Source organism: Novosphingobium sp. JCM 18896 (assembly GCF_025938095.1).
Classification (GTDB): domain Bacteria; phylum Pseudomonadota; class Alphaproteobacteria; order Sphingomonadales; family Sphingomonadaceae; genus Novosphingobium.
The window spans coordinates 133186-157176 of the sequence record NZ_JAPCZF010000008.1 but is presented as its reverse complement, the minus strand read 5'-3'; the positions used below and the strand labels follow the sequence as shown (position 1 = coordinate 157176).

The 23991-nt window shown below is 61.7% G+C and carries 28 protein-coding genes, 1 tRNA gene and 1 pseudogene; 8 read left to right on the top strand and 22 right to left on the bottom strand.

Annotation, left to right across the window (positions count from 1 at the left end; all coding sequences use genetic code 11):
* Positions 1-83: 83 nt before the first annotated feature.
* On the bottom strand, positions 84-734 hold the full coding sequence (locus tag OLX23_RS22450; RefSeq protein ID WP_264447471.1) for a hypothetical protein: 651 nt from the start codon (positions 732-734) through the stop codon (positions 84-86).
* Between the two features lie 368 nt (positions 735-1102).
* On the opposite strand from OLX23_RS22450, the gene OLX23_RS22445 reads away from it, so the two are divergent.
* On the top strand, positions 1103-1264 hold the full coding sequence (locus OLX23_RS22445) for a helix-turn-helix domain-containing protein (protein ID WP_264447470.1): 162 nt from the start codon (positions 1103-1105) through the stop codon (positions 1262-1264).
* Positions 1265-1580: 316 nt separating this feature from the next.
* Here the strand turns inward: OLX23_RS22445 and OLX23_RS22440 are convergent, their stop codons facing one another.
* The 10 genes and pseudogenes from OLX23_RS22440 to OLX23_RS22400 form a co-directional block, all read right to left on the bottom strand.
* A complete protein-coding gene (locus OLX23_RS22440; protein WP_264447468.1) occupies positions 1581-1826 on the bottom strand; it encodes a hypothetical protein in 246 nt (81 codons plus the stop codon).
* A 57-nt stretch (positions 1827-1883) separates the two neighbouring features.
* Positions 1884-2069 (bottom strand): annotated as a pseudogene (locus OLX23_RS25860) (helix-turn-helix domain-containing protein); the annotation flags it as partial.
* Between the two features lie 78 nt (positions 2070-2147).
* Positions 2148-2546, bottom strand: a complete 399-nt coding sequence (locus tag OLX23_RS22435; protein WP_264447467.1) for a hypothetical protein — start codon at positions 2544-2546, stop codon at positions 2148-2150.
* 58 nt (positions 2547-2604) lie between these two features.
* Positions 2605-3777, bottom strand: coding sequence for a tyrosine-type recombinase/integrase (locus OLX23_RS22430; RefSeq protein ID WP_264447466.1), 1173 nt, complete (start codon positions 3775-3777; stop codon positions 2605-2607).
* Between the two features lie 265 nt (positions 3778-4042).
* Entirely contained in the window at positions 4043-5326 is a 1284-nt protein-coding gene (locus OLX23_RS22425) for a virulence-associated E family protein (protein ID WP_264447465.1), read from the bottom strand.
* 17 nt (positions 5327-5343) lie between these two features.
* Positions 5344-5604 (bottom strand): hypothetical protein, encoded by a 261-nt coding sequence (locus OLX23_RS22420; RefSeq protein WP_264447464.1) that lies wholly within the window; start codon positions 5602-5604, stop codon positions 5344-5346.
* Between the two features lie 248 nt (positions 5605-5852).
* Positions 5853-6092 carry a hypothetical protein gene (locus tag OLX23_RS22415; RefSeq protein ID WP_264447463.1) on the bottom strand — a complete coding sequence of 80 codons (240 nt, stop codon included), beginning with the start codon at positions 6090-6092 and terminating at the stop codon, positions 5853-5855.
* Positions 6089-6478 (bottom strand): hypothetical protein, encoded by a 390-nt coding sequence (locus OLX23_RS22410; RefSeq protein WP_264447462.1) that lies wholly within the window; start codon positions 6476-6478, stop codon positions 6089-6091. Before OLX23_RS22410 ends, OLX23_RS22415 begins: the two co-directional genes overlap by 4 nt.
* A 125-nt stretch (positions 6479-6603) precedes the next feature.
* A complete protein-coding gene (locus OLX23_RS22405) occupies positions 6604-6978 on the bottom strand; it encodes a hypothetical protein (protein ID WP_264447461.1) in 375 nt (124 codons plus the stop codon).
* 70 nt (positions 6979-7048) lie between these two features.
* Positions 7049-7630 carry a DUF805 domain-containing protein gene (locus OLX23_RS22400; RefSeq protein ID WP_264447460.1) on the bottom strand — a complete coding sequence of 194 codons (582 nt, stop codon included), beginning with the start codon at positions 7628-7630 and terminating at the stop codon, positions 7049-7051.
* A 506-nt stretch (positions 7631-8136) separates the two neighbouring features.
* Between OLX23_RS22400 and OLX23_RS22395 the strand changes: the two genes are divergently transcribed.
* Together OLX23_RS22395 and OLX23_RS22390 are read left to right on the top strand one after the other, a co-directional pair.
* A complete protein-coding gene (locus OLX23_RS22395; RefSeq protein WP_264447458.1) occupies positions 8137-10074 on the top strand; it encodes a class I SAM-dependent DNA methyltransferase in 1938 nt (645 codons plus the stop codon).
* Entirely contained in the window at positions 10061-11059 is a 999-nt protein-coding gene (locus tag OLX23_RS22390; RefSeq protein WP_264447457.1) for a restriction endonuclease subunit S, read from the top strand. Before OLX23_RS22395 ends, OLX23_RS22390 begins: the two co-directional genes overlap by 14 nt.
* Positions 11060-11303: 244 nt before the next feature.
* Here OLX23_RS22390 and OLX23_RS22385 read toward each other — a convergent pair.
* Positions 11304-11379 (bottom strand) — tRNA-Thr (locus OLX23_RS22385).
* Positions 11380-11552: 173 nt separating this feature from the next.
* On the opposite strand from OLX23_RS22385, the gene OLX23_RS22380 reads away from it, so the two are divergent.
* Together OLX23_RS22380 and OLX23_RS22375 are read left to right on the top strand one after the other, a co-directional pair.
* Positions 11553-12437: an enoyl-CoA hydratase gene (locus OLX23_RS22380; RefSeq protein ID WP_264447456.1), complete on the top strand. Its 885-nt coding sequence runs from the start codon at positions 11553-11555 to the stop codon at positions 12435-12437.
* Between the two features lie 2 nt (positions 12438-12439).
* Positions 12440-13888 carry an AMP-binding protein gene (locus tag OLX23_RS22375; protein WP_264447455.1) on the top strand — a complete coding sequence of 483 codons (1449 nt, stop codon included), beginning with the start codon at positions 12440-12442 and terminating at the stop codon, positions 13886-13888.
* 14 nt (positions 13889-13902) lie between these two features.
* Here OLX23_RS22375 and OLX23_RS22370 read toward each other — a convergent pair whose 3' ends face one another.
* The 3 genes from OLX23_RS22370 to OLX23_RS22360 form a co-directional block, all read right to left on the bottom strand.
* Positions 13903-15411 carry a class I adenylate-forming enzyme family protein gene (locus OLX23_RS22370; protein WP_264447453.1) on the bottom strand — a complete coding sequence of 503 codons (1509 nt, stop codon included), beginning with the start codon at positions 15409-15411 and terminating at the stop codon, positions 13903-13905.
* A gap of 155 nt (positions 15412-15566) precedes the next feature.
* Positions 15567-16610: a rod shape-determining protein gene (locus tag OLX23_RS22365; RefSeq protein WP_264447452.1), complete on the bottom strand. Its 1044-nt coding sequence runs from the start codon at positions 16608-16610 to the stop codon at positions 15567-15569.
* 134 nt (positions 16611-16744) lie between these two features.
* Positions 16745-17647, bottom strand: a complete 903-nt coding sequence (locus tag OLX23_RS22360; protein WP_264447451.1) for a LysR family transcriptional regulator — start codon at positions 17645-17647, stop codon at positions 16745-16747.
* Positions 17648-17752: 105 nt separating this feature from the next.
* Here OLX23_RS22360 and OLX23_RS22355 point away from each other — a divergent pair, with 105 nt between their 5' ends.
* Both OLX23_RS22355 and OLX23_RS22350 read left to right on the top strand, forming a co-directional pair.
* Entirely contained in the window at positions 17753-18451 is a 699-nt protein-coding gene (locus tag OLX23_RS22355) for a pirin family protein (protein ID WP_264447449.1), read from the top strand.
* An 81-nt stretch (positions 18452-18532) separates the two neighbouring features.
* Entirely contained in the window at positions 18533-19117 is a 585-nt protein-coding gene (locus tag OLX23_RS22350) for a nitroreductase family protein (protein ID WP_264447447.1), read from the top strand.
* Positions 19118-19268: 151 nt separating this feature from the next.
* Here OLX23_RS22350 and OLX23_RS22345 read toward each other — a convergent pair whose 3' ends face one another.
* The 7 genes from OLX23_RS22345 to OLX23_RS22315 all read right to left on the bottom strand — a co-directional run bounded on the left by OLX23_RS22345 (position 19269) and on the right by OLX23_RS22315 (position 22980).
* The gene (locus tag OLX23_RS22345) at positions 19269-19529 is read right to left on the bottom strand and encodes a YjhX family toxin (protein WP_264447446.1); all 261 of its coding nucleotides are present in this window, start codon (positions 19527-19529) and stop codon (positions 19269-19271) included.
* Positions 19530-19735: 206 nt separating this feature from the next.
* A complete protein-coding gene (locus OLX23_RS22340; protein ID WP_264447445.1) occupies positions 19736-20164 on the bottom strand; it encodes an MAPEG family protein in 429 nt (142 codons plus the stop codon).
* A 278-nt stretch (positions 20165-20442) separates the two neighbouring features.
* The gene (locus OLX23_RS22335; protein WP_264447444.1) at positions 20443-20967 is read right to left on the bottom strand and encodes a DUF2314 domain-containing protein; all 525 of its coding nucleotides are present in this window, start codon (positions 20965-20967) and stop codon (positions 20443-20445) included.
* Entirely contained in the window at positions 20961-21161 is a 201-nt protein-coding gene (locus OLX23_RS22330; RefSeq protein WP_264447443.1) for a hypothetical protein, read from the bottom strand. Before OLX23_RS22330 ends, OLX23_RS22335 begins: the two co-directional genes overlap by 7 nt.
* Positions 21162-21272: 111 nt before the next feature.
* Positions 21273-22229, bottom strand: coding sequence for an endonuclease/exonuclease/phosphatase family protein (locus OLX23_RS22325; RefSeq protein WP_264447442.1), 957 nt, complete (start codon positions 22227-22229; stop codon positions 21273-21275).
* Between the two features lie 186 nt (positions 22230-22415).
* Entirely contained in the window at positions 22416-22643 is a 228-nt protein-coding gene (locus OLX23_RS22320) for a hypothetical protein (RefSeq protein WP_264447441.1), read from the bottom strand.
* A gap of 73 nt (positions 22644-22716) precedes the next feature.
* The gene (locus OLX23_RS22315; protein ID WP_264447440.1) at positions 22717-22980 is read right to left on the bottom strand and encodes a DUF1294 domain-containing protein; all 264 of its coding nucleotides are present in this window, start codon (positions 22978-22980) and stop codon (positions 22717-22719) included.
* Positions 22981-23151: 171 nt separating this feature from the next.
* Between OLX23_RS22315 and OLX23_RS22310 the strand changes: the two genes are divergently transcribed.
* Positions 23152-23967 (top strand): hypothetical protein, encoded by an 816-nt coding sequence (locus OLX23_RS22310; RefSeq protein WP_264447439.1) that lies wholly within the window; start codon positions 23152-23154, stop codon positions 23965-23967.
* The last annotated feature ends 24 nt before the right edge of the window (positions 23968-23991 follow it).

The following is a 23991-nucleotide window of genomic DNA, read 5'->3' as shown; positions in this document are numbered from 1 at the left end:
CCGTCGTCATCCTCCGCCTCGTCGCCAACCAAAAAAGCTGACGACCATAGATGACCCGGGGGTGGTCCCCGATTAGGCGCCGATCACCGAGTCAGGTGGGCACCACTTGCACGCCGAAACACAGCCGATTGCTCTGCGGATGCATTCGCGCCCGCGCGCTTAGCCACAGCGGTGCGCTCTGTTTCGCCAATGACCCGCGGACTCAAGCTTATGTTGCCCCGCTGATCCGCAAACCACCTCAGTTCTACCGCCCGGACATCTGCACGCATTTGGTCGTTGAGGAATTCTACGATGCGAGCCAGTTCGCGAGGAATCTCATCAGCGACGAAGACGAGTTTGATACGCCCTGCAGAGAAGTTTGAGTCGACTTGCTCCCAAAACGCGCTTGGCTCTGTGTCTCCGATGAACTCTGCCAGAACCTCTTCTGGACTAGCTTCAGCGCCGACAAAGGATTGTGCGAAAGAATCTGCGATCCGACCGGCCTGCCAATATGCGGTCGAGTTGGCCGCATAGTCCAACATCTGCCCCACCACTTCCCGCCTCAGCCTGGTATCAACCGCTCGCTTTAGCTCGACGAGAACAGGGACGGCATCACGCGTCACAAACAGGTGATCCACCGACCATCGACCAGTTCCATCTTCGCTGTCGCGGATTGCCTGCTCGCGGCGGATGAGCAGGAGATCGCCATCTCCATCGGTGATGAGCTCCGGATACCTCGCGACGAGCTCCTGCATTCGATCTTCGTTTTCTGGAGCGGCCGGGGACATCCTCCGAAGCTCTCCGTTCGCATCAACCGCGTAGATGTTTCCCTGTGCCATCGCAGCCCCCCTCCGCCTGCTGCTTAGCCTTCATCTGCTGATTCTGAACATAAAATCCGTTCTCAACCGGCATTCCGAGGGATGCTTGGGTCGCTCCCACCTGCCCCACTACGGTCAGGTGTTCGAGTCCGAGCGGGTGACTCACATTGGCTGTTCGCGATGATAGGAGCATCAAGCCTAAAATGCGAACGGCGATGCCTTTGCCGCTGGATAGCCGATCTGCTTTGCCCTGATTGAGACCATCGCTGCACGCTTATGGCATCGCAGAGAAGGACACCTCAATCATGGAAAAGCTATACGTCTCTGTCACCGAAGCTTGCCGGCTCATCGGCGTCGGGCGCACCACCATGTACAGCCTGTTCGATCGGGGCACGGTGGAGACGATCACAATCGGTCGACGACGGCTGGTCGTGCTCAAGTCGCTGAGGGCGTTAGGCGATCCCTGAGACGAACAAGGCCATTCCCCGACCTCATTATCGCACTTTTCTTAGGATAAGTCGGCGGTCATGACTGAAAGCTCGAAAACCAATCGCTCGCTTAGCGCCGCTGGCCGCCGGGCATGGCAAGGGGCGGGACGCGGCAGTTTTCGCGCTTAGCGGGCTTCCTCGGGCAGAATTGACATAAATCGCGAGCGGGGACGGGGACGATATCGGCTCGAGCGGATGTGCGCCCAGCCGCAGATCCGGCCGAAAAAAAATATAAAGGTGAAACCCAGACCGCTCCGAGGGGGAAAGCGGTCTGGGCAAGGACAAGCCTCTGGCACTAAAGTGGATTCGGCTCCGGATCAGATGATGCCACGATGGCCTCGCTGACGATCGGCGCAACGCCCTCCTGCGGCAACGGATCGAACCCTTCAGCACGAATGTTCAACCCCGCCACCCAAGTCCCGTTTCTGACGATCCAAAAACCCTGTTCGTCCACCATATCGACCTGGTCACGCGCGCAAATCTCCGAGATGTTCCGACCGATTGATGCGAGATTCGCCAAGGCGGCCGTCAGGATATCCATCTCTTCCCGACTCTTCAGCGCCGGATGCGGTCGACCGCCTACATCTATTATGTGAGAAACAGACAAATTGAAAGCAATTGAAAGACATTGCGCGGTATGAGGGTTTATTTTACTGGTCTTACCATTTTCTATATTATATATAGTATTGTACGATAATTTGGAGGACTTTGCAAGGTCTCGCATAGAGAGTCCCCTTTCCTCCCGAAGCCTCCGGATGTTGGCACCGATGGTCGAAACATTCATAACCGCGCAATCCACATTTTCATTATGAGCCTATTAGATTGCAGGTCGCGATTCTGCTACTGCAACGAGCAAGTGGGTTCATTCTTTAGAGTGTCGAAGCGGAGGCACTTTGATTTCGGCCGTAGAGCAGATTACCGGGGCGACCTCGCCCGGCTCATTCAATCTATAAATTTTGCCCGGCTCCTTCCGCCAGAGATGATGGGCCCCGTTTCTACCGGCATGACCATTGAGGATCGCACCGACGTGACGATTATTGAAGCCGAGGCCCATAAGCACGGCCACTATCTGCCCCTCGCCATGAATGCCTTCCTCTATGCAAGCTGCGATTATCGCCGTGATGCGGTCGTTGATGTTCGCCCCATCGCCGCAATCTTTCGCGACACGGCGTAGCCGCATTATCAGACCCTCTGACTGGCTTTCGATGTTCGGCACTTCTTGCTCCCAGGGCGGTGAATTGTCATCGGACAGGTTCGTCATATCTTCATCCTGTAAATGTTGAGGCAGGCGTGATTCCTGCCCGAATTTGAGGAGACACTCAGGCAGCGGCCTCGGCCCAGGAGACGTTCATGCCAGACGCCCCGGCCTCTACCGCCTTGAGCAGCGTGTCATTTGCGAGGTGACTGTACCGCATTGTGCTCTTGTGATCGGCATGGCCGAGGATGCGTCCGACCGCGTACAAATCGATGCCCGCGTTAATCATAAAGCTTGCTGCGCTGTGGCGGAGATCGTGCAATCGCAGCCCAGCCAGGCCGGCGTCTTTACGTGCGGTGTCCCAGGCCCGTTTTATGGAGACAAAGGGTTCTTTCGTGTCCGGATTCGGGAGAAGCCAGTCACACTTCTCGAATTTCGGCAGCTGCTCGATTAGCGAGATTGCCGCTTGGGAAAGTGGGACATGGCGAGGCGCGCCAGTCTTAGTATCCGGGATGAACCACGCCTTCCGTTCAAGGTCGATATGCTCCCATTTTGCGAGCATCAGCTCGGACTTTCGAGCACCGGTCAGCAGCAGCAAGCCGACGATGTAGCGGAGCTGGGTGTTGGACGAGGCTTCGACCGCCTTATGGAGACTCTTGGCCTGGTCGGTCGTAAGATAGCGTTGACGAGCATTGCTGTACTTGCGACGCGCCACGCCCTTGACCGGGTTCACCTGCCCACCGGGGATGCCCCATTTGGCGGCAAGCTCGAAACTACGGTTGAAGGTAATTCGGATCTTCTCGATCGTCGCGGGCGACAAGCCGGACGCCAGCTTTTCTGCAAGCCAGGATGCGATGGCCTGTTGTGTTATCTCGGAGAGCCGCAGATGCCCCCAGCGAGGCCGAATATGACCTTCAATGACTTGCTCAATGTTCTCGGGCCTTTTTAGGTAGGTTTTGGCATCGGCGATGTGCTGATCGGCCAACTCACCGTAGGTCGGTATGGCTTTGCGCTCGGCTTTTTGCGTGACCGGGTTACCGCCAAGCACCACCTCAGATCGAAAAATCTTGGCGCGTTTGCGGGCATCATCGAACGATATGTCTTCGTACCGGCCGATTTTGATCTGATGCAGCTTTCCGTGCTCATCGCTGTATCTCAGGTAGTAGGTCTTCCCGCCACTAGCGCGACATTCAAGGGTGAACCCGGTGGTCTGGGTGTCGTAGTAGTCGGTCTTACGTTTCGCGGCTTCGCAAAGCGCGACGCGGCAGAATGCGGAATCGAGCTTAATCTTTGGCATGTGTGATCTCCTGCATAGAGTTGGAAAATTGCCGCCAAGGACCGCTCGCCACAGAGCGAGAGGTAACGTGCCGACCACACCGATTTGGTGTTCAGCAGGCCTTCGAGGCGGAAATTCAGGGCAGCCCACCCAGCGCAAACCTGGCGCTATCGTCCTGTGCTGGTGGGGGGGCAGGGTGCGGGTAAAAATTGACATCGCCGCGTGCGACCTGAGTGAGAAAAAGGTAGGGAGCAGAGACTTGCCGCCCCCTACCCCACCCAGGGCGCTAGAAACGATCCTCAGGTGCGTATCGTGACGCGGCGACCGGGTAATTTAGCGTGGCCACACTCGGGTCTTCGTCCACGGCAATTGGTACGCGCCACCTGTCGCGCCCCCTTACGCGTTTCGGATCTCCGAGGAGGTCACGGAGCGCGCTGCCGCATTCCTTGCATTGGCGGTTAGAAGGATTTGCAACGCCCATCTGCTTCAGCACCTGGATCGCTGTCATGTAGGCGCCTTCATCCCTTCCGATCCGTTCGTGATCGACGAAATCGGCCAGCCGCTCTTCGATGGCACTGACACTGCGGTGACGCAGGTTGTAGACACCTAAAGCTTGATCCTCGTCGGCAGTAAGCCACCATTGAGCACCATCGGCCAGTTCCGCAGCGAGCTGCGCGTACAGCTGCTGCAAATCTATGCCATGCTGGTAATCGAGACGTTCGACCGCGATCGTCCAGAACCGCGTGTTCCCGGTAGAGTCGACGAGGAAATTTCCATCGTTGACCGTCGCGGCAAACACCGTCTTTCGATCAAACTCGACCTCGCTACGCGCGTATGGTGGGCGAAGCTTGTCGCAGTCGTTGGTCAAGAACCCCTTGAGACGAGCCACGTCCTTTCGAAACGAGCTGTCTAGCTCTCCAATTTCCGTGATGAGGTGAGACACCGCACCCAGAATGGAGTCCTTGCTCGTCGCGTCGAGATGGTGATCCCGCTTGATGAAGCTCTCCCGCAAATGCCCAGCGGGCAGCAGGCTTGCCACCCAACTGGTTTTCCCAATTCCCTGCGGACCTTGGAGGGTAAGCACCCCTCTACAGCACACTCGACCGGGTCGCGTGGCTGCCGCGGCAACGCTAAGCATCCAACGATGCAACAGCGCCGCCTTCAATTCCGTTGGGTATTCCTCTGCGGCTTGGATCGTCGCACAGAATTCGGGAAGGCGATCGATGCGGTCCCGTTCTTTCGTGCTGATCCAATCAGCGACGGGGTTGTAACGGTTGCGGTTCGCGATCTCGTAGATGAACGCCTGCAACCATTGCCCCGATACGTGGTTCAGGTTCGCGATGCTGACGATGTCATTCTCGCTAGCCTGACTCCCGTCGGACCACCTTACCTCCACGCGCTTCTTGATCACGTCGAACCGGGTTTTGAGACCCGTTTCCTGCAAGAGATGTTCAACGTTCTCAATGGTCAACGGTGGCCGTTGTGATCCAGCAGAAGGAGCATCTGGGAACGAGTTCGGGTCCAAACGACGCTTGGCTACCCGACCTGTGCTCGGTGAAATTTCAGTCATTGTATCCGACATCCGATTCAACCTTGCACCCAAGCTAGCCAAGGTCGCTCAAAGACCCTGCTCTCTTGGCCTCCTAATGCCTGCTCCACGTCGCAGCCGAGGTCGTTGCCCCCAAGCCGCTCCGCTTCTCTGACAGCTGTCTCGGCACTGCCGTGTTTCGACAACAGGGCGGCTGCAAAGAGCTTCAGAGCCTTGTGACGCGACTGCCCAAGATCTTTAATAATCTGATCGATCGCACCCACAGAGGCGAGTGTAGTTTTGATATATGTGTCTGGCATGATTTTTATCCTTATGTACCAGAACGAAATGAGAGTGCGTCTCTATGTACTATTTCGCATCCCTATTTCCTTCCATTGATGGGTCTCCATCCCATCACTCTAATTTACCTACAGTGGAGCAATTGCAGGCCGTCGTTCCATGCGACGTCCTTTGATAATGGCCAGCCTGAGGTGGCTTGTCTGTACAAAGATCCGTCACAAAGTAGGTCACTATTCCCGTTTTGTTCTTCGTGAGCCCGGTGGATCGGCTAACGCCCGCGAATCAAACCGAGTAGGATCACCAGACCCAAGACCGACAACGTCGCGGCGGGGTGTTCTCGGAGCAGGAAGCAGATCACGAAGAACGCGAAGAGTCCGAAGGTCTCGGCCGGCTTCACCAGCGCGGCTACGACAAGCATCAACAGGTAGCTCGCCATGAGAACCGCAATCGCAGCCTTGAATGCCGCGATCGCCAGCGAGAATATGATGATTGGAACAAGGAACCTCACCCCTCGTCCTTCCATCGACGGCACATGCGGACGAGGTCGGATTCGGCGTCACCGTCAACGAGCAGCACGAAAGCGAAACCGTCGTTGCTGACCGTATGGATCAGCTCGAACCAGCCGCCCCGCTCTTGAAGGTAAGCCCAGTAGGGTTGAAACTGAGCATCCCCGTATCGATGCCCGTCGATCGGGTGGACCAGCGGCGAGAAACCGATCTCTTCAATGATGTCGGCTTCGGTATCGCCCTCTTCGATGATAACCACGTATGTCAGATCGAGCAGGTTGCCTTCGGTTGCCAGGGCTATGGCATCGGACAACAAGCTATAAAGCGCGGCTGGTAGCGGCATCGAGAGCGCAGCACCCAGCGCCTCCCGGTCAGGAAGTGAGATCATCGTGCTCTCCAGATATGAAAAAAGCCCCTCGGCGGCGGGCCAAGAGGCTGACTGACGTCCCGTAAGACGCGATTTTGAGGTATTGAACTAAGAGACCTGCCTAGGTCAGATGGTGCGGAATCCTGCTAAGGCGCCATCTCTGCCAAGGCCCTGTGACAGGCGGTGATCCAAGCTTGCTCCGTGTCAGCCGCTATTTCGATGAGCAGCACAAGGCCTGAGCCATCGTCGGCGATGATCCAGACCACCTCAAACCAATGATCATGGCGGGTGATCAGCTCGACCGGAAATGCGAAACGCCCATCGGCGAGGATCGGACGGCCGCAGATCTGTTCAGCTAGGGCCGACCCTTCGCCTTCCTGGATCACCAAAATCTTGGCGTCGGCGCCTTCTCCAAATTCGTCCAGGATGGCCGAGTACCGACGCAAGAGGTGGGCTAACTCTTGATCGATCGGCTGGTCGCAGATGGCGAGAGCGTCTTCTGCTGTAGCAATGATGCGCATTGGGCAACTCCAACGAAAAAGGCCCCCGGAGGTCGTCCGAGGGCCCATGGTGGGGGAGGGGGTGGGTGAATTATTCGGCTGGCAGCGGTTCCCGCCCCTTTGGATCCGGTCCGAACCGATTCTCACCGGGAGTGCCGTCACGAAGCATAAAGACGAACACGATCAAGGAGCCGAGGTACGGAATGATATTCAGCAGGACCAACCAGCCGGACAAATCCTGATCGTGAAAGCGGCGAGCTTGGACCGCGAAACTGGGGACTGCGGTAGCTACGATCAGCAAGGCGAGAACGAGTTCACCATTCCGACCGGTCGGACCATACTCATCAATGGCTACGAACATACTGATAAGCAGCATGACGACGGCCAGCGCCAGGATGTAGGTCCAGAATTCCTTACGTGTCGATCGACCCGTGAAGGTCGCATACAGTTGAAGGGGCCGCATAGCCCACGACACGAGATCATCGACCCTGGGCAGATCGCTTGCCAACTGAAAGTTGGATTGCGCAGTTGGAATATGGGGCTTCGGCCTGCGCGTGGTGGAGCCAGACAGGATGTCTGCCTTTGCCTTGTCGAACTCGGCTTCGGTGATGATGCCCTCCGTTTTCAGACGGTGCAGGTCCTCAATGCTCTTCAATGATTCTTGATCGATCACGCGATCGTTTCCTTTCAGCGATAGGGGAGATGACCGGCCCCGTGGGCACGGCTGAACAGGCGGCTATGGCTCTGGATTGTTCATCGTCTCGCCCCCTGCGCTGAGGAGCGACGTCGGCTTTGACCCTGTGCCGCCCCTATGTACCTCTTGGAGCGACGGCCGAAGCCGGATGTTGGAAACCTGACACACAGACAGGCGCATGCGCCTTTACCGTTGCCGGCTGGACATACGCGCATGCCACCCGGCCTCCGTGTTCGGTGACCGAGTTCATGTGTGTTGGGGTTTCCACGCCCCACCCTCCGGCTTTCACGGAAGGCAAGGACGGTTCTGGCGGGAGTTCAGGGCAATCGCAAGAGCCCATGCCTGTTCATATAAGATGGTTGGATTTGCGCACCTTGCTACCAGCATCAACCAAACCGTAACGCAAAGGTGCTTGCCCCCTGGCCGTTGATCCCGAGAGTCGATTTCCGTAGGAGCCACTTTGCGAACGGAGAATGGGGGCAGTCTTGGCTAAGAATGAGCGCAATACGGAAAACCTGGTGCGTGATGCGCTGCGTAAGTTCGAATATTACGATGACGGGAATGACATACAGGTTGAAGAGCAAAAGAGCCACATCGACGCGGTAAAGAGACTCCTAAAAGCTGCGAGCAAATCGGGGGGTGGCGGCATAGGATCTCCCGAATTCATCGTAAGTTCGCCAAGCCACCCAGACTTTCTCATTATTATTGAATGCAAAGCATCGACGAAAGATCACTGCAGCGCCGCGTTTGCGGCAGTCGTGGCAGGTAGTCCTGTACTTGAAACTGGTCCCGAGAGAACAAAGCGGTTGCAGCGCTTCGCCACAGACGGCGTGGCTCATTATGCGCAGCACCTTGCACGCGAATTCAACGTGATCGCTATAGCGGCTAGCGGCGAAACTAAGGGCTCTCTTAAGATCTCCACATTCCTGTTTGGGAAAGGACAAAGTGCGCCGCGCCCGCTTCACACGCCATCTGGAAATAACATTGACGAAATTATTCCATGGCATGATTATATCAGTCATGCGGAATTCGATCCGGCTATTCAAAAGGTTAGATTTGACGAACTGATGGCGTTTTCACGTGAACTTCATGATTTCATGCGAGATCACGCTAAACTAACCGAAAGCGAGAAGCCGTTGATGGTAAGCGGCACGCTGATTGCTCTTCGAAATAAAGCGTTTGCAAAGGCGTTCGACGAATATGCTCCAGAAGATCTACAAAAACAATGGATGCAGGTGATCCAGGACGAAATTCAGAAAGCCGACATTCCCAAAGCAAAAAAAGCAAATATGGCACAACCGTACTCGAGCATCGCAGTCCATCCAGAGCTTTCTAAAAAAACAAAGAATTGGCCACGCGGTGTTTTACATGAGCTAATCCGTAGGCTTAGAGAAAAGGTTTGGCCGTTTATATCGGTATACCACGAGTACGATGTCGTTGGCCAGTTTTATGGAGAATTTCTCAAGTACACTGGCGGAGATAAAAAGGCTCTTGGAATAGTATTGACGCCGCGCCATGTAACAGAGCTGTTCGCGTTACTGGCAAACGTCAACAAGGAAAGCAGGGTTCTTGACATCTGCGCGGGAACTGGCGGATTTCTTATTTCGGCAATGCGAGAAATGATCAAAGATGCCAGCACTGAAGGAGAAATATTTAATATTAAGTCGAGTGGCCTTATCGGTGTGGAGCAACAGCCAAATATGTTCGCGCTCGCTGCATCCAACATGATTCTTCGTGGAGATGGTAAAGCCAACCTGCATCAGGGATCTTGCTTCGACGATGCAATTTCTTCTGCCATTAAGACGCACAAGTGCACAGTCGGACTTCTAAATCCTCCATTTTCTCAGGGGGATGCAGATCTTCACGAACTATACTTTGTCAAGCAGATGCTTGATTGCCTCAATAAGCATGGCGTCGGTGTGGCCATTGTTCCCATTTCGTGTGCTATATCTCCACACCCAGCAAAGACGGAGTTGCTGAAGGCGCATACGCTTGAAGCCGTTATGTCCATGCCCTTGGAATTGTTTTCGCCCGTTGGCACCGTGACGTGCGTCATGGTCTTCACCGCTGGGGTGCCGCACGCTTCCAGCAAGCGGAAAACGTGGTTCGGTTACTGGCGCGACGACGGTTTCGTGAAAACCAAACATCTTGGCCGCATCGACCAGGACGGCAAATGGCCGACAATTCGGGAGCGGTGGGTATCCAGCTACAGAAACCGTGAGGTTCACGCTGGAGAAAGTGTAATGGTACAGGTTGGCGCAAGCGATGAATGGTGCGCCGAAGCATATCTCGAAACGGATTACAGTGGTGTATCGCAATCCGATTTCGAGGAAGAGGTGAAGAAATATCTTGTCTTCCATGTGATGAATCAAAACGGAAGCGCTAGTGCGGCAGATGGAGAAGAAGCAGATGCAAACGATTGAACTGCAGTCTGTTTTTGACGTCAGCTACGGTAATAAATTCGATCTCAACAAAATGAGCCGTTTGCCCGGAGGGGTGAACTTTGTTGGTCGATCGAGCCAAAACTTGGGTGTTTCCGCCACAGTAGCCGAGGTGTCCGCAGTGCCGCCGTTTGAGGCCGGCATGATCACTGTCGCACTAGGCGGTACCAAGCTGCTTTCCGCCTTTGTCCAGCCTGCTCCGTTTTACACCGCGCAAAACGTTGCCGTTCTAAAGCCAAAGGTGGCAATGAGCTTCGAGCAGAAAATTTACGTTTGCCTTGCCATTAGGCACAATAGGTTTCGGTACAGTGCGTTTGGAAGAGAGGCGAACAGGACCATCAAAGTCCTCCGCGTTCCTTCAATCAGTTCCGCACCGGCATGGCTTCGAGAGGCACTTACATCCGCTCACAAGGATTTTGAAGGCAGGCTCAGCCCGCTAATTGAACATATTCCGGCACCATATGCGGCTCAGCCGCAGATTGGCGAATCGCGCGTTATGGTCAGCGATCTCTTCGATGTAATATATGGCTCAAACTTAGAGCTAAACAAACTACAACAGGATCCAAACGGCATAAATTTTGTGTCCAGGACTTCAAAAAACAACGGGGTCTCTGCAAAGGTAAAAGAAGTCCCGCATATTAAGCCGATCGACGGTGGCGTTTTGACTGTAGCAGGAGGCGGATCCGTTCTTGAAACCTTCCTGCAGACGGAGAGATTTTACTCGGGCAGAGATCTTTATTATCTGAAGCCCAGGGAAAAATTTTGCATCGATGAGCTTTTATTCTATTGCGCCTGCATCCGTGCCAACATGTTTCGCTACAGTTACGGGCGTCAAGCGAATCGCACGTTGAAGTCCCTGCTCGTTCCGGCACCCGAGGCAATTCCTGCCTGGGTGTACGGTGGGTGCGCAACGACAGTTGAGCAAATTGAAGCGGCGATAAATGCTGCGGAGCATACACCTTCTTGATGCCCGTAGCTGCGCGCTCAGCCAGCTTGCGCGAAAGCCTCCTGCGTTTGAGGTGCAGGCTAGCATAGGTATCTACTGGACCCCGTGGCCCAGGGTTAAGCCATGCCCACCTCATGAACCACCTCAGAGCGGGATCGGCACGGGCGAGCCATTTTCCTACACAAAGCGCCCCAAACAGGACCCAGTCTCTCCCCACAGGGGAAAGCTCTTTCCTTCAATCTGTCGGATTTCCCTAGGGAAGGGATGGTGCCGCTTAGGTGACTCGAACACCTGACCCCATCATTACGAATGATGTGCTCTACCGGCTGAGCTAAAGCGGCGTGCCCCCGGACATTGCCTTCGGCAGGGGCAGGCCTTTAGCCAGCACCTGCGCCGGGCGCAAGGGTCGTTTTGCGTGATTTTGCGATCGCGCAATCATTCTTGCCGCCCCGCGCCGTCCCGATATGCTCGCGGCAAAGGAAAGCGGCCGAAACGGCGCCGCCGGGAGAGAGACATGGCCGATACCGCAGATCGCCCGCAGGTGCGCTACGAGACGCCCGCACCCAAGGTCGCGCGGATCGTGCTCGATCGGGCGGACAAGCGCAACGCCCAGGGTACGGTGATGACCTACCAGCTCGACGCGGCGATGCGCCGTGCGTGCCAGGACGATTCGGTCAGCGTCATCATCATCGCCGCCGAGGGCGACCATTTCAGCGCCGGGCACGACCTGTCGATGTCCGAGCCGCCGGCCGCGCCCGAAGCCGAGCGGGTCACGCTCTGGGGCCAATACCAGGGCCCCGGCTGGGAAGGGCTCTATGCGCGCGAGCGCGAGGTCTATCTCGAGATCACCGAGCGCTGGCGCAATGCCCCCAAGCCGGTCATCGCTGCGGTCCAGGGCAGCGTCATCTCGGGCGGACTGATGCTGATGTGGATGGCCGACATCATCGTCGCCGCCGACGACGCGCGCTTCCGCGACAACACCGGCTCGGACATGGGCGTGCCCGGGGTCGAGTTCTTCAACCATCCGTTCGAGCTCGGCGTGCGCCGCGCCAAGCAGTTCCTGTTTACCGGCGGCTGGCTTTCGGCGCATGTGGCGGCGGCGGCGGGCATGGTCAACGAGGTCGTACCGCGCGCCGAACTGCAGGACCGCGCCCTGGCGCTGGCCGAGGAGATCGCGCGAACCGATCGCTTCGCGCTCAAGCTGATCAAGGATTCGATCAACACCGCGCAGGACGCGATGGGCCGCGGCGCAGCGATGAAGGCGGCCTTCGCCAACCACCAGATCGGCCACCTGCAGAACATGCTGCTCCACGGCTTTCCCATCGACGTGACCAAGCTGCCCGAAACGGTGCGCCGGCATCTCCAAGCCGCGCTGGCCGCGACCAAGACCGAGGGCTGATCGTGGCCGAAGTCCTGCTCGGCGACGTACCCGAACGCAACGCCGCGCGGCTCGGCGCCGATCGCTGGGCGGTGCGGCACGGCGAGGACGTGCTGTCCTGGGGCGAACTCGCCGAGCGTGCGCTGCGCCGCGCCCATGCGCTGGCCGGACAGGGCGTGGCGCAAGGCGATCGCGTGGTCCTGGCCCTGCCCAACGCCAACGCCTTCTACGAATGGACCTTCGCGCTGTGGAAGCTCGGCGCGACGCCGACGGTGGTATCGCCGCGACTGCCCGCGGCCGAGCTCGTGGCGATCGTCGCACTGGCCGAGCCGCGCGCGGTGGTGGCCGCCGATCCCGCGCTTCGGAGCGCACTCGGCGCCCTGCCCGAGGACTTCGGCCGCGACCATGCCGAACGCGCGCCGCTGGCGAGCAAGGTAGCGCCGCACTGGAAGGCGATGACCTCGGGCGGGTCGACCGGACGGCCCAAGCTGATCGTCGATGCCCTGCCCTCGCGGATCGACGACGGCTTTCGCGGCCTCGGCATGCCCGCAGACGGGGTCATGCTCAATCCGGCGCCGCTCTATCACAACTTCCCTTTCGCGATGACGCACATGATGATGCTGCACGGCACCTCGGTGGTCGGCATGGCGAAGTTCGACGCCGAAGAGTTCCTCGCGCTGGTCGAGCGCCATCGCGTGCAATGGGTCAGCCTGGTGCCGACGATGATGCAGCGGATCGCCCGCCTGCCCGAGGCCTTGCGGCGCGCGCACGACCTGTCCTCGCTCGAAACGGTCTGGCACACGGCCGCGCCGATCCCCGCCGCGCTCAAGCAGTTCTGGATCGACTGGCTGGGTCCCGAGCGGATCTGGGAGATGTACGGCGGCACCGAGGGCTTCTGCACGACCCAGCTGAACGGCACCGAATGGCTCGCGCATCGCGGCTCGGTCGGTCGCCCCGCGGGCGGCGAACTGCTGATCCGCGGCGAGGACGGCGCAGCACTGCCCCCGGGCGAGATCGGCGAGATCTTCATGCGCAGGGCAGGTGCCAGCGCGCCGAGCTATGCTTACGTCGGCGCCGAATCGCGGCGGCTCGACGACGGCTTCGAATCGCTCGGCGACCACGGCTGGGTCGATGACGACGGCTATCTCTACATCGCCGACCGGCGCACCGACCTGATCGTCTCGGGCGGGCACAACGTCTATCCGGCCGAGGTCGAGGGCGCGCTGCTCGAGCATCCCGCCGTCGCCGAGGCCGTGGTGATCGGCCTGCCCGACGATGATCTCGGCGCGCGCGTCCATGCCGTGGTACGACTGGAGGAAGGCGCGAACACCGATACCGCAGCGCTCCTCGCTTTCGCGGCCGAGCGCCTGGTCGCCTACAAGTTGCCGCGCGCAGTCGAGTTCACCGACGCGCCGCTGCGCGACGAGGCCGGCAAGGTTCGTCGCGGCAAGCTGCGCGAGGATCGCAGTTAGACCGGCAGCGACGGCTATCGCTCGCTCGAACCATCAGCCCGCTCGCGATCGCCCTCGGCGGGGGCCAGTTCGGCCACGTATTCATAGCTCTGCGGCGCCTTGTGGGCGGCCAGATGCTGCTTGGCATGGGCGCGCAGCGCGGTGTCCATCCCGGCCGCGTCGACACCCGGCCGAAGCTGGACGATCGCATGGACGCGCCGCTGCCATTCGGGATCGGGCAGGCCGATCACCGCGACGTCGGCGACGTCCGAATGCTGGAGTAGCGCCGCCTCGACCTCGCTGACAAAGACATTGCCGCCGCTGGCCAAGGCATCGTCGCCACGATCGGTGATGTAGAGATAGCCATCGAGATCGACGCGGCCGTGGTCGCCGCTCGACGTCCAGCCGCCGGGCAGGCGATGGGTCTCGTCCTCGGCGACATATTTGAAGCTGTCGCCGGTGCCGCCGAGCGGGCGGAAGAACAGCTCGCCCTCCTCGCCGGGCGGCACCGTATGCCCCTCGGCGTCGACCACCAGGGTCTCGACCCCGCTCGGCTTGCCGACGCTTCCTGGGTGCTGCAGCCATTCGTCGCCGCGCAGGAAGGCCGCGGCGACACCCTCGGACATGCCGTAGCCGAGCTTGATCGTCTCGGGACTGGTCAGTTCGATCAGCGCGCGGATCGCCCAGTCGGGCGTGGCTCCGGCGCCGAGGATCACGTTCTCGATCGAGGTCAGGTCGCGATCGACGATCGTCGGGCTCTTGAGCAAGCGCACGGTGATGTCGGGCACCAGCGCGACGAAGTTCACCCGCTCGCGCTCGACGAGATCGAGAAACGGCTCGGGCTCGAACCGCTCCATGAGGATCACGCGGAAGTCCTCGGTCAGCGCACGGAACAGCAGGGCGAAACCCTGCATCTGGTAGAGCGGCGTGCAGACGAGATGGACCGGATGGCGATGGTGGCTGTTGTCGGCGAAGCTCGAACGGCCGCCGACCAAGCCCATGCCGCTGGCGCTGCCAAGCGCGGTGGTGACCTTCGGCGCGACCAGGGTGGGCGTCGAGCTCAAGGCTTCGGACGCGGTCATCCAGGCCGGCGCGGCGATCAGCGAGCAGGGCAAGGTCGTGGGATCGACGGGCGGCGCCTGCGCGACCTCGTCGCCGGCGATCTCATCCGCACCGGCGCCGTCGGCGGTGACGATCAGCAGCGGGCGGGCCATCGCCACGAGCTGCGCGCGATCCTCGGCAGACAGGTCCCAGCGGATCGGCACGACCGTGGCACCGAGCCGCCAGGCGGCAAGCGCCGCGAGGACGAAGGGCACCGAACTCGGCAGCTGGATCGCCACCGTACAGCCCAAGGTCACCCCGCACTCGGCGAACAGGCGCGCGACGCCAGCCGAGCGCCAGGCGAGATCATGCCAGGTGAGAACTTCGCGGTGGCCGCTCGCCGGCGACTTGCCGGCCATGATCAGGGCCGTGACTTGCGGGTGCTCGCGCGCGATCTGGTCGATGCGGTCCAGCCAGCTACCCAGCGGCGTGGTTTCGTCCATGTCCGTCTCCTGACATCGACCTCCCTGATGTCCGGCGACTCCGCGCTGTTTTTTCCGTTCGTCGAACGGGCATGGGCAAGGCCGGCAGCACCGTCAACGCGGATAACCCCCGTTCTGGAGGTTCGCGCGCGACGATGCCGCCGGGCCGCCGAAGATCAGGCCGCGTGCAGCACGCAGTGGTACGACGAATCCTCGAGCGCGCGCCCCGCGCCGAGCGCGACGCAGTCGAGCGGGTTCTCGGCCACGCGCACGGGCAGGCCGGTCTCCTTCGACAGCACCGTGTCGATCTCGGCCAGCAGCGAGCCGCCGCCGGTCATGATGATGCCCGCGTCGATGATGTCGGCGGCGATCTCGGGCGCGGTGCTTTCGAGCGCGGTGCGGACGATCTCGACGATCGCGCCGAGCGGTTCGGCCAGGGCCTCGAGCACTTCGGCCTGGGTGATCTCGATCTCGCGCGGCACGCCGCGGGCGACGTCGCGGCCCTTGATGAAGGTCTTGATCGCGGGCTTCGACTTGCCGATCCGCGCGGTGCCGATCTCCTTCTTCACACGCTCGGCCGTGGCCTCGCCGATCATCAGGTTGTGCGTGCGGCGGACGTGCGACGAGATCGCATCGTCCATCTTGTCGCCGCCGACGCGGACCGAGGTCGACAGGGTCATGCCGCCGATCGAGATCACGCCGACCTCGGTCGTGCCGCCGCCGATATCGACCACCATCGAGCCGATCGGATGCGTCACGGGTAGGTCGGCACCGATCGCCGCGGCCATCGGCTCGTCGATCAGCCAGACCTTGCGCGCGCCGGCGTTCGAGGCGGCGTCGCGGATCGCGCGGCGCTCGACCTGGGTGGAGCCCGAGGGCACGCAGATGACGATCTCGGGGCCACCGCGCATGCGCCCGCGGCCGCCCTGCGCCTTCTCGATGAAGTGCTTGATCATCTGCTCGGCGACTTCGAGGTCCGAGATGACGCCGTTGCGCAGCGGGCGGATCGCCTTGATGTTGTCGGGCGTCTTGCCGAGCATCAGCTTGGCGTCGGCGCCCACGGCGATGACCTTGGGAATGCCGTTGGTCGTCTGAATCGCGACGACCGAAGGCTCGGCCAGGATTACACCCTCATCCTTGACGTAGACGACCGTGTTGGCGGTGCCCAGATCGATCGCGAGATCGCAGGGCGACAAGGAAAACCTATTGAATAGCGACATTTGTGCGCGAACCCGTCCCTCATGACATCATGCCCCCACCGACGACCTTCGCCGCACCCGCGCAAGGCGCAAGCGGCGCGCGCCGGAGGGAAGGCCTGAAGCGACGAGCCGAGGAACGGTCGGCCAGACGTGTCTCAGGCCTGGCCGAACCGCGCCTCCTGGAAGGCCGAGAGCATCCAGAAGGCAGCCGGGCCGGGCACGCGATCGCGGCGCCACAGCGCGCTGAGCTGGAAATCGAAGCGCGGGCCTTCGGGCACGTCGAGATGGACCAGGGTGCCGCGCTCCAGGTCCTCGGCGATCAGGTGGCGCGGCATGTTGCCCCAGCCCAGCCCCTCGCGCAGCAGGACGTGCTTGGCGCCGAGATCGGCGAGCCGCCACGAATGGGCGCTGAGCACCGAGAAATCGCGCCCTTCGGTCAGCGGCGAGCGATCGGTCAGGACGAGCTGCGAATGCTTGCGCGTCTCGCCGGGCGGGATCGTCGCCATCTTCGCCAGCGGATGCGACGGCGCGGCGACGGGGATCAGCTCGACCGAACCGATCACCTGACGCTCGACCTCGGGACAGTCGGCGGCGACGGGGCCTCCGATGGCGATGTCGGCCTGGCCGTCGATCACCAGCGCCGCGACGGCACCCAAGGCCTCGACGTGGAGCCGCAAGGGCACGGTCGGGAACATGCGCTGGAACTCGCGCAGGATCCGCGCGATCGCGTCGCCGGGGACCATGACGTCGACCGCGAGCGCCAGTTCGGACTCGAGCCCCTGCTGCAGGCTGCGGACCTTGGCGACGAGTGCATCGACGTCGCTAGCCACGGCGCGCGCCTCGGCGAGCAGCGCCTGGCCCTCGCGCGTCAGGGTCGGCTTGCGCGAGCCTTCGCGCGCGAACAGCGAGACGCCGAGCTGCCCCTCGAGCTGGCCGATCGCATAGGACACCACCGAGATCGCGCGGCCCAGCCGCTGCGCCGCGCGGTTGAAGCTGCCTTCCTCGGCAACCGCCAGGAACACGCGGAGCTGGTCGAGGCTGGGCTGGCCGACATCCATCTATTCAACTTCCTCGAACATAATGGCCGATTTTATCTCAATTATGTTGGAAAGCGGCAAGGGCTATCTCGGCTGCAACAGACACACTCCAGCAGGAGACAACAAATGATCGAACTCCGCCCCTTCTCGAGCCTCGGCGCCGCCGACCACGGCTGGCTCGACGCGCACCACCACTTCTCGTTCGGCGGCTACCACGAGCCCGCCCGCACCAATTGGGGCCGGCTGCGCGTGTGGAACGACGATACGATCGCACCGAAGAGCGGCTTCCCGCCGCACCCGCACAGCGACATGGAAATCATCACCTATGTCCGCAAGGGTGCGATCACCCACAAGGACAGCCTCGGCAACGAGGGCCGTACCGAAGCGGGCGACGTCCAGGTGATGAGCGCCGGCACCGGCATCCAGCACGCCGAGTACAACCTCGAGGACGAGGAAACGACCCTGTTCCAGATCTGGGTCCTGCCCGACGGTCGCGGCGGTGAGCCGAGCTGGGGCGCACAGCCCTTCCCCAAGGGTGACCGCGCCGGCAAGTTCGTCACGCTCGCCTCGGGTATCGCGGGCGACGACGGCGCGCTGCCGATCCGCAGCAACGCCCGAGTCGTCGGTGCGACGATCAAGGCCGGGGACAGCGTCACCTACCCGCTGACCGCCGACCGCCACGCCTATCTCGTCCCCGCCACGGGCAAGATCCGCGTGAACGAGGTCGAAGCCAATGCCCGCGACGGCGTCGCCGTCACCGGTGTCGACAGCATCACCTTGACCGCGATCGAGGACAGCGAAATCGTCCTCGTCGACGCCGCCTAAGAGCCCCCCCCCCCGGGCCCCTCCCCTTTCCCTCCCCCCGCGGGGAGGGGCCACCCCCTTCGCATTCCAGGAGTTTCCACCATGACCACCCGCACCGCTCACCCCAAGGTCCACCAGGTCTTCGTCGACCGCTGGTCGCCGCGCGCCTTCGACGAGAGCGCGATCCCCGACGAGGACCTCGAAGCCATCTTCGCCGCCGCCGGCCTCGCCCCCTCGGCCTTCAACTACCAGCCTTGGAAGTTCCTCTACGCGCGCCGCGGCGACGCGAACTGGGAGCGCTTCCTGTCGCTGCTGATCCCGTTCAACCAGTCGTGGGCCAAGGACGCGGGCGTGCTCGTGTTCATCGTCTCGGACACCAAGCACCGCAAGGAAGAGGGCGCCGATCACGCCGACTTCTACAGCCACTCGTTCGATGCCGGCGCGGCCTGGGCGCAGATGGCGCTGCAGGCGAGCCTGCTCGGCTATCACGCCCACGGCATGACCGGGCTTGAGTTCGACAAGGCGCGCACCGAGCTGGGCCTGCCCGACGACATCCGGCTCGAGGCCGCCGTGGCGATCGGCCGGCGCGATGCACCCGAGCGGCTGCCCGAAGGCCTGCGTGGCGGCGAAGTGCCGAGCCCGCGCAAGCCGGTCTCCGAGATCGCCGTGGCCGGCAACTACCGCTGATCCTCCCCCCGCCCGGCGCACGCCCCTCCCACTCCCGCGCCGGGACACCGAAGCGCCGCCGCCTCTCCCGAGACGGCGGCGCTTCTCGTTTGGAGTGATTTCAAGGCAGGTGGAATCACCTGCCGGCTCGGAAATCACGGCATCAAAAGACCTACCGGTTGTCGAGCTGCGCGCGCACCGCGGCGAGGCCGAGGCGCGTGACGCGGTAGGGCATGCCCTGCTGACTGGCGATCAGACCGCGGCGCTTGAGCCGGCGGAAGAGCGCTAGGGTACAGTCGGCTAGGCGGTGGCCGTCGCGGCTGAAGCAGTCGGCGGCGATCACGTCGCCGGTCTGCGGGCAACGCGTGTGGCGGATGCAGCCGCCCTGGGCGAGCGCGTGGAGCACGCGCTGTTCGTATTTCGAGATGTTCAAAGGGTCTGTCCCTGCTGGCGTGCACGGACGCGCCCGGATGACCCCGTCTAGGCGACGGGGACCGGGCACGTTGCGTGACGGCACGGGAGCCTGGCGGCTCCGGCCATCGGCTCAGCGGGTGACAATCTCCTGCATAGAGGCCCCGGATAGGGCGGCGGCGCGCGGCCTGTCAACGGCCGGCGCCGCGAGCCCGCTCCCTTCTGGCGTCAGAGCTTGCTCAGGATCGCCAGGCCCAGGGTGACCCACAGCGCGAGCAGGAACAACACGCCGAGCACGAAGGCGCCGCCGCGGTGGCCGGGGTTGTTGTAGGTCATGTGCACCGCGCTCTGCACCAGCCGCGCGATGACGTAGCCCCAGGCGAAGACCAGGACCCAGGTCGAGACCACGCCGAGCACGAAGGCGGTCAGGCAGGCGGTGTAGAACAGGGTCGGCAGCTCGAACAGGTTGCCGTAGTGGCGCACCGCGGCGACGGTCGCCTCGGGCTCGGGCGTGCCGAGATGCGCCTTGTAGTAGTTGGGATCGTGCCCGCCCTTGACCGCCGCGCCGCGCGCCGCGCCCATCTTGAGGAAGGCGACGAAGGTCAGCGCGACGACGACGAGCATCGGCACGAAGATCGCGACCTGGTTGGTGAGCATCGGCAATTCCCCCTTGTTTTCCAGCGGCCTCCCCGCCGCCGAGCGCGAACATGCCCGGTGGCGCGCGGGGTGCAAGCGGAAAGGCCAGGCCGGTCCTTTCGCGCGGCGCGCGCAGGGGCCGCAGCGAGGGTGTTTGCACGGCGAGGCGCCCATCCCTTTAGGCCCCCCCTGGGCATCCCACACCTCGCCGCCCGCGGCGCGCCGGCAGCGACCTTGCCGGAGCGTGCGGCCTCGCTGCGGCCCCTGCGGGCGCCGCGCGACACTGTCAGGCGGCAGGGTCAGGGCGGCGGCTTCGTCACGGCGGCGCGGCGGCGCGGAGCGGGCCAGCCGAAGGCCTCGCGGATCTGGCGCGCGTCGTCGGGGGCGAGCTGCGACAGCAGGGCGCGCGTGGTGAAGTGGCCCTGCATGACGCCGGCCGTGTCGCGGTAGGCCCAGTCGCTGACCGCGCTCAGCGGCACGGTGACCCTCTGGCCGAGCCGATAGCCGGGCGCGCGCGGATTGTTGGCGAGCCGCCCGGTCAGGCTGTCGCCGCGGCGCGCGACCTGCTCGACCCAGATGTGCTCCCACCCCTCGAGCGGATATTTGAACGCGAGGTCGCGCGCGCCGGCCGGGGCGGCGAGCACGGCGAGGAAGGTCGGCAGGGTCTGCCGCGCCTTGGCCTTGGCCGCGTTCATCCGGCGGTCGTCGGTGCGGACGTCGACGGTCTCGTCGGGCTCGGCGCGCGGTTCGGCCGCGGCCAAGGGCGTCGACAGCAGCGCAGCCAGGGCGAGCGCCGACGGCAGCATGGGGGTCAGGTTCAGCATGGCACCTCCTCGATCCGGGCGTCGGTCATGCAGCGGTGGCAGAAGGCGTAGTCGAAGGTCGCGCGCAGCGCCCATTGCTGCGCCTGCGGATCCCAGGCCGCCCAGGCATCGCGGGTGACCTCGTCCGAGCCGCAATGACTGCAGACCATGCGGACCTTCTCCGCCGTCCCGTTACCCTCCGTTCCCGCGCCCATCGGCTGCACTCCCACTGATGCGCACGAGCATGACGCATCGGCCGGGCGGTACAATCCGGGAACCCCCGGGATGGGTCCGAAACCGTCCAAACTCGGGCGGGCGTGGAGCCGCTAGCCCCCGCGCTTGCGCTGGATCAGCTGGTCGAGCACGGCGCCGTCGATGTCGGTGTTGATCTGGATCCACAGCGGCAGGTGGTCCGACATCTGGTAGGTGAACTGGTCCTTGGTCAGGTCGGGGAACAGCGGCCTGTGATCGCCCTTGTAGAAGTCGAGCACGCCGCCCTTGTCGGTGAAGCTCTCGTCGAAGCGGGCGAAGTGGAGGATCTGGTCATAGCGCTTGTCGCGCGCGAGGTTGGTGCCGAAATCGTCGTGGAGGAGCGCCTTGGGCAGCTTGAGCCCGGTCGAGGTCAGCGCCTTGAAGGTCGGGTGGTCGCGCGCGGGGATGTTGAAATCGCCCATGACGAGGACGTCCTGGTCCTCGGCATGCTTGGCCTTGATCTTCGCCTCGAGCCAGTTGGCCAGGCCCTGGATCTCGACCGCGCGCTCGGCCTCGCTCTTGCCCCAGCGGACGTGAGTGGTGAAGGCGAGGAAGTCGAAATTGCCCGCCTTGAACGAGGCGACGTAGGGCATGCGCCACCACGAGGTCTCGGGCAGGTATTCGGCGCCCTTCTTCACCCGCGGCGGGAAGGCCTGGGCGGCCATGCCGTTGAAGGTGCAGGCGCGCTTGTCGAACAGGTAGCAGATCCGCTCCCAGTTGCCGCCGTAGTCGCGGATCGCGTCCGAATAGACCACGTCCCAATAGGGCCCGAGGATCGGCAGGATCCGCTGGAGGTCCTGCAGGTTCTCGTTGAGCTCGACCAGGCCGACGAGATCGAACTGGCCGATCACCTCGGCGATGTAGTGGATCGCCGCCTGGCTGCGCCGCTTGGTACCGAATTCGCGGACGTTCCAGGTGGCCACGTTGAGCGTCTCGTCGAGCTTCGAGGGCGGGATCGCCGCGGCCTCGATCCGGCTGCGCAAGGTGCGCAGGCCTTCGGCGATCTCGAGGGGGAGGTTGCCGTGGAACATGGGCGGGGTTCCTCGTTGCTGGGGCCGAACCAGGTTAGCCGGCGATCTTGACCGGGCGATGACCCCGGCGGTGACTGGGGCGATGGCTGGGGCGCTGCCCGAGACCGGATAAGGTGACGAAAGTGACGAAAGTGACGAAAGTGACAAGGGGGCGAGCCGCGCGACGTGTCACTTTGTCCATCGGGTTTACCGCCGCGCGGTGCGCAGGCGACGCGCCAGCACGGCCACGCCATCCCAGAGCGCCGCGCGTTCGGGGTCGAGCCGCGCGCGCAGGCGATAGGCCGATTGCCGGCTCATCCCGACTTTCGCCGCCGCCGCGGTAACCGAGGCGGTCGCGGCCAGGGCTTCCATGAAGGCGATCATCTTCTCGTCGGTCCAATGATAGGCGGGGCTGGGGCGGCGACGGGTGGGCATGGCGCGACCATGACAGAAGCGCGGCGTGTAGGAAAATGCCGGTGTCGTGCGGCCTAGCCGCGCCGGTTGCGGCTCAGCCCGCCATGACCCAGGCGAGTGCACCGGCCAGCAGCAGGAGCTGAAACGCGGCAACGGCGTGGAGCCGGCGGGAGAACGGCTGCTTGCGCGTCTTGTGGCGAAACAGCGCGCGGCCGGCATAGGCGCCCGGCGTCCCACCGAGCGCGGCGAACCACAGCAAGGCCGTCTCGCGCATTCGCCGCCAGTGTGTTTTGGCGAGCATTTTGTCGAGACCGAAGGCGGCGAAGGTGAGGAGATTGATGGCGATCAGCGCGGTCATCAGATCGAGACGGAAGTGACACACAGAGAGAAGGACGGAAATAGACACGCCTATTGCGAAATGATTGGCATTTTGCGCACCGCCTCCGTCAGACGAGAACATAGTAAAAACTAATTAAAGAAGGGTTGAATTTGTCTTTTTGTGTGTCACCATGAGCGCAAAGGGGACACCATGCCTGAATTAAGCAAATTCTCTTTAAAGCTGCGCTTTAGCGGTAAGGACATTGAGGAAAATGGGCTCGATCTATACGATGGAGCAACGTCCTTTTATGGCTTCTCCCAGGCACTTCAGATAGCCGTCCACGCCTATATGACCGGCGAGGTAGTATCACGGGCTACAGCGATGAAGGGAGCCGAAATGTATTTCGGAGCTCCAAGGCGGGGTAGCGTTTTATTTGATATTATTACCGTAATTGAGCAATATCCTGCGACATCAGCTCTCGGAGGAGCTGTTTTTTATGATTTCATGAAAACGGCATTTTCCAAGGCAGCAGGATACCTCGGAACGAAACCGGAAACACCTGCAGTACAAAAACTGTCGATCGACGAAACCTTTTTCGACCATCTAGCAGAAACTCTCGAAGGCAGCCTTCAAAGAGCCCATCGTGCCATTGACCATGGCGTCAACCAAGTGACCTTAGAGAGACCTAGATCTAAACTTGTTGTTTTTAACCAGAGCACTAGTGAATGGGTCAACACAAGGGATGAGAACCCCAATGTCGAAGAATTCACCGGGAGCATCACGCGCTACAATTCTATAAGCGGGAATGGGCGCGCATTCGTGCGAGAGCTCCAGAGAGTTTTACCATTTCGTCCCGGCGCCGCATTTCCAGACAATAAACGAGGACTGCTAACATGGTCGTTGCATGGCAACACTGTATCTGGTGAGAAAGAACTACGTTTCTGGGCCTCAAAAATCGAATCCGCAAAAGGAGACCCTAAGCGCCTAGTTCTTGCAGATTGCGCCTACAGGAACCAGAATCCCTAGAAAATCTTTCCCACCAGCTTCCAA